The organism is Kineococcus indalonis, from assembly GCF_009906395.1.
Classification (GTDB): Bacteria; Actinomycetota; Actinomycetes; order Actinomycetales; family Kineococcaceae; genus Kineococcus; species Kineococcus indalonis.
In genome coordinates this window covers 1-4194 of record NZ_JAAALM010000366.1, presented here as the reverse complement: position 1 = coordinate 4194, position 4194 = coordinate 1, and the positions used below count along the sequence as shown (strand labels likewise).

Below are 4194 nucleotides of genomic sequence, written 5' to 3'. Positions count from 1 at the left end.
CGCAGGTGCCCGGAGCGCTCGGCCAGCTCGCGGCGGGCGGCGCTCGGCAGGCCGTCGTCGCTGACGAGGACGTCGACGTCCTCCAGCGCGGCGATGGTGGTGAGGCCGACCACGCCCCACTTGGTGGAGTCGGCCACCACCACCACGGAGGCGGCGGCGGCCACCAGGGCGCGGCCGGTCTCGCCCTCCACGAGGTTGGGGGTGGTCAGCCCCGCGCGCGCGTCCAGGCCGTGCACGCCGAGGAAGAGGTGGTCCACGTGCAGGTCCTGCAGGCTGCGCACCGCCACCGGCCCGACGAGGGCGTCGGAGGGGGTGCGCACGCCGCCGGTGAGCAGGACGGTGCGGTCGGTGCGGGCGGGGTCGTGCAGCAGCTGCGCCGCGGGCGGGGAGTTCGTCACGACGGTCAGGCCGGGCACGTCGCGCAGGTGGCGGGCGACCTCCACGGTGGTGGTGCCCGCCGACAGCGCCACGGAGGCGCCGGGCTCGACCAGGGAGGCGGCCAGCGCGCCGATGGCGCGCTTCTGCGCGGTGCGCAGCGCCGACTTGGCCGCGAAGCCGGGTTCGGTGCTGCTGCTGGGGCGCGCGGCGCCGCCGTGGACGCGGTCGACCAGCCCGCGGCGGGACAGCTCGCCGATGTCGCGGCGCACCGTCATGTCGGAGACGCCGAGCTGCTCGACGAGGTCGGACACGCGCACGCTGCCGTGGCGGCGCACGGCGTCGAGGATCGCTTCCTGGCGGCTGCGGGCGAGCACGTCAGCGCTCCCTCCTGCTCGGTGCCGACCCGTCGAGGATGCCGCCCGCGCCGCCGGGAGTCAACACGGACGAACACGGACGAACACGTGCGGACGCCCGGAGTGTTCGGGCCTGTGCGGCGGTGGTTGACGCGGGCGTCGGGGCGGGAGAGGGTCGAGGACGTGACCCACGCACCGGACGACGCCGTTCGCACGAGGTGGTTCGAGGAGCACGCCCCCTCGCGGGGAGCGCTGCCGGCGCGCGCGTGGACGCGCACCGACGCGCCCGCCGTGCCCCTGGACGGGCGCTGGCGCTTCCGGTGCGCCGAGCGCGCCGACACCCCCGCCGACCTCGCCGACCCCGCCCTCGACGACTCCACCTGGGGCTCGATCACCGTCCCGGGCCACTGGCAGCTGCAGGGCTGGGGCGCGCCCGCCTACACCAACGTCGTCTACCCCTTCCCCGTCGAGCCGCCCCACGTGCCCGACGAGAACCCCACCGGCGACCACCGGCGCACCTTCACCCTGCCCGCCGGCTTCCTCGACGGCGCCGGCACCCGCGCCGTGCTGCGCTTCGACGGCGTGGACTCCGCGTTCACCGCCTGGGTCGACGGCGTGGAGGTCGGCCGCTCCGTGGGCAGCCGCCTGGCCGTGGAGTTCGACGTCACCGCTGCCCTGGCCGCCGGCGGGGGCGCCGCCGGCGAGCACGTCCTCGCCGTGCGGGTGCACCAGTGGTCCTCCGGCAGCTACCTGGAGGACCAGGACATGTGGTGGCTGTCGGGGATCTTCCGCGACGTCACCCTGCTGGCCCGCCCCGCCGGCGCCGCCGAGGACGTCTTCGCCCGCGCCGACTACGACGCCGCCACCGGCCGCGGCCTGCTGCGCGTGGAGGCCACCGGCGCCGACGGGGGACCCGTGGCCGCCCGGGTGCTGCTGCCCGAGCTGGGCGTGGACGCCGCCGCCGGCGAGGAGGTCGAGCTCGACGGCGTGCAGCCCTGGTCCGCGGAGGCGCCGCGCCTGTACGACGCCGAGGTCGTCGCCGCCGGCGAGCGCACCCGGCTGCGGGTGGGTTTCCGCCGCGTGGAGATCGTCGACGGGGTGTTCACCGTCAACGCCCGCCCCGTGAAGCTGCGCGGGGTGAACCGCCACGAGTTCTCCCCCGACACCGGCCGCACCCTGAGCGAGGAGGAGATGCTCGCCGACGTGCTGCTCATGAAGCGGCACAACGTCAACGCCGTGCGCACCAGCCACTACCCGCCCCACCCGCGGTTCCTGGAGCTGTGCGACGAGCACGGCCTGTGGGTGGTGCTCGAGTGCGACCTGGAGACCCACGGGTTCGTGGACCTGGGCTGGCGCGGCAACCCCAGCGACGACCCCGCCTGGCGCGAGGCGTACCTGGACCGGGTGCGCCGCACCGTCGAGCGCGACAAGAACCACCCCTCGATCGTGCTGTGGTCGCTGGGCAACGAGAGCGGCACCGGGCAGAACCTGCGCGCGATGTCCGCGTGGCTGAAGGACCGCGACCCCTCCCGCCCCGTGCACTACGAGCACGACTGGGACAGCCCCTACGTGGACGTCTACTCGCGCATGTACGCCTCCCACGAGGAGGTCGCCGCCATCGCCCAGCGCGCCGAGGAGCAGCTCGCCGACGCCGACCTCGACACCCGCCGCCGCGCGATGCCGTTCGTGCAGTGCGAGTACGCCCACGCGATGGGCAACGGCCCCGGCGGGCTGGTGGAGTACCAGGAGCTCTTCGAGTCCTCCGACCGCTGCATGGGCGGTTTCGTGTGGGAGTGGATCGACCACGGCCTGCGCCAGCGCGACGCCGCCGGGCGCGAGCGCTTCGCCTACGGCGGCGACTTCGGCGAGGAGCTGCACGACGGCAACTTCGTCGCCGACGGCCTGGTGCTGCCCGACCGCACCCCCTCGCCCGGCCTGCTCGACTACGCCGCCGTCGTCTCCCAGGTGCGCTTCACCGTCGAGGGCACCCCCGCCGGGGACCTGCTGCGGCTGACGAACCGCTACGACGTCGTGGACCTCTCCCACGTCGCACTGACCTGGAGCGTGCAGGACGAGGGCGAGCAGGTGGCCGCCGGCGCCCTGCGCACCCCCGAGCTCGGCCCGCGCGAGTCCGCGCTGCTGGAGCTGCCCGAGGAGGTGCTCGCCCTGGCGCCGGCCGCGGGGGAGCGGTGGTTCACCGTCACCGCCGCCCTGGCCGCCGGCACCTCCTGGGCGCCGGCCGGGCACGTCCTGTCCACCGGCCAGGTGCGGCTGTCCCCGCCGGCGCCCGCCGCGCGCGGCGCGGCGGTGGCCCCGGTGCGCCGCGGCGCGGACGTCCTGCTCGGCGCGGCCGTCCTGGACGCGCGCACCGGTGCGCTGCGCTCCCTGGGCGGTCTGGCCGTGCAGGAGGGGCCCGTGCTGGACCTGTGGCGCGCGCCCACCGACAACGACGCCGGCCTGCACGGCGAGGCCCTGGAGCGCACCTGGCGCCGGCTCGGCCTGGACCGGCTGCGCACCCGCACCGCCTCGGCCGTGGTGAGCGGCGAGGAGTTCGTCGTCACCACCCGCACCGCCGCCGCCGGCACCGACACCGGTTTCGTCGCCGTGCTGCGCTGGTCCGCCGACACCACCGGCGCGGTGCGGCTCGCGGTGGAGTTCGCCCCGGACCTGCCCGGCGGCCCGCTGGGCGCGCCGCTGCCGCGCCTGGGCGTGCGGCTGCGCCTGCCGCACGGCCTGCGGGAGGTGACGTGGTTCGGGCGCGGGCCGGGGGAGGCGTACGCCGACACCGGCGTCGCCACCCGCGTCGGCCGCTTCACCGCCACCGTGGAGGAGCTGCAGACGCCCTACGTGCGCCCGCAGGAGAACGGCCGCCGCGCCGACGTGCGCTGGGCGGAGCTGCGCGGCCCCGCCGGGGGGCTGCGCGTGGAGGGCGAGCCGGTGGTGGCGCTCAGCGCCCGCCGCTGGAGCACCGCCGAGCTCGACGCCGCCGCGCACACCCCGGAGCTGGCCGACTCCGGGTCGGTGCACCTGCACCTGGACGTGGCCCAGCACGGCATCGGCACCGGCTCCTGCGGGCCCGGCGCGCTGCCGCAGCACCGCCTGGAGGCCGCGCCGCGCACGTTCTCCCTGGTGCTGCGCCCGCTGGGCTGAGCGCCGCGGGCGCCCCCGGGTGCGGGGTGCCCGCGGCGGTGCTGCACTGGGGGCACCGATCGAGGAGGGGGACCACGATGAGCGCGACCGACAAGATCAAGAACGCGGCCCAGGGCGTCAGCGGCAAGGCCAAGGAGGCCGCCGGCGGCGCCGCGGGCGACGAGGAGCTGCGCGCCGAGGGCAAGGGCGACCAGACGGCCGCCGACCTCAAGCAGCGCGGCGAGCACGTCAAGGACGCCTTCAAGGGCTGAGCCGTCCCCGACGCCCCCGCACCGGCTCCGGTGCGGGGGCGTCGCCGCGCCCGGGACCCCCG

The 4194-nt window shown here is 76.8% G+C and carries 3 protein-coding genes; 2 read left to right on the top strand and 1 reads right to left on the bottom strand.

All coding sequences use genetic code 11. From position 1 onward, the window contains the following. Window positions 1-752 (bottom strand): DeoR/GlpR family DNA-binding transcription regulator (locus tag GTR00_RS15780; protein WP_166612547.1); only part of this gene is annotated, 752 nt, incomplete at its 3' end. A 162-nt stretch (window positions 753-914) separates the two neighbouring features. On the opposite strand from GTR00_RS15780, the gene GTR00_RS15775 reads away from it, so the two are divergent. After that, on the top strand, window positions 915-3881 hold the full coding sequence (locus tag GTR00_RS15775; protein WP_166612546.1) for a glycoside hydrolase family 2 TIM barrel-domain containing protein: 2967 nt from the start codon (window positions 915-917) through the stop codon (window positions 3879-3881). Window positions 3882-3958: 77 nt separating this feature from the next. Then, window positions 3959-4132 carry a CsbD family protein gene (locus GTR00_RS15770; RefSeq protein WP_166612545.1) on the top strand — a complete coding sequence of 58 codons (174 nt, stop codon included), beginning with the start codon at window positions 3959-3961 and terminating at the stop codon, window positions 4130-4132. Window positions 4133-4194: the final 62 nt, after the last annotated feature.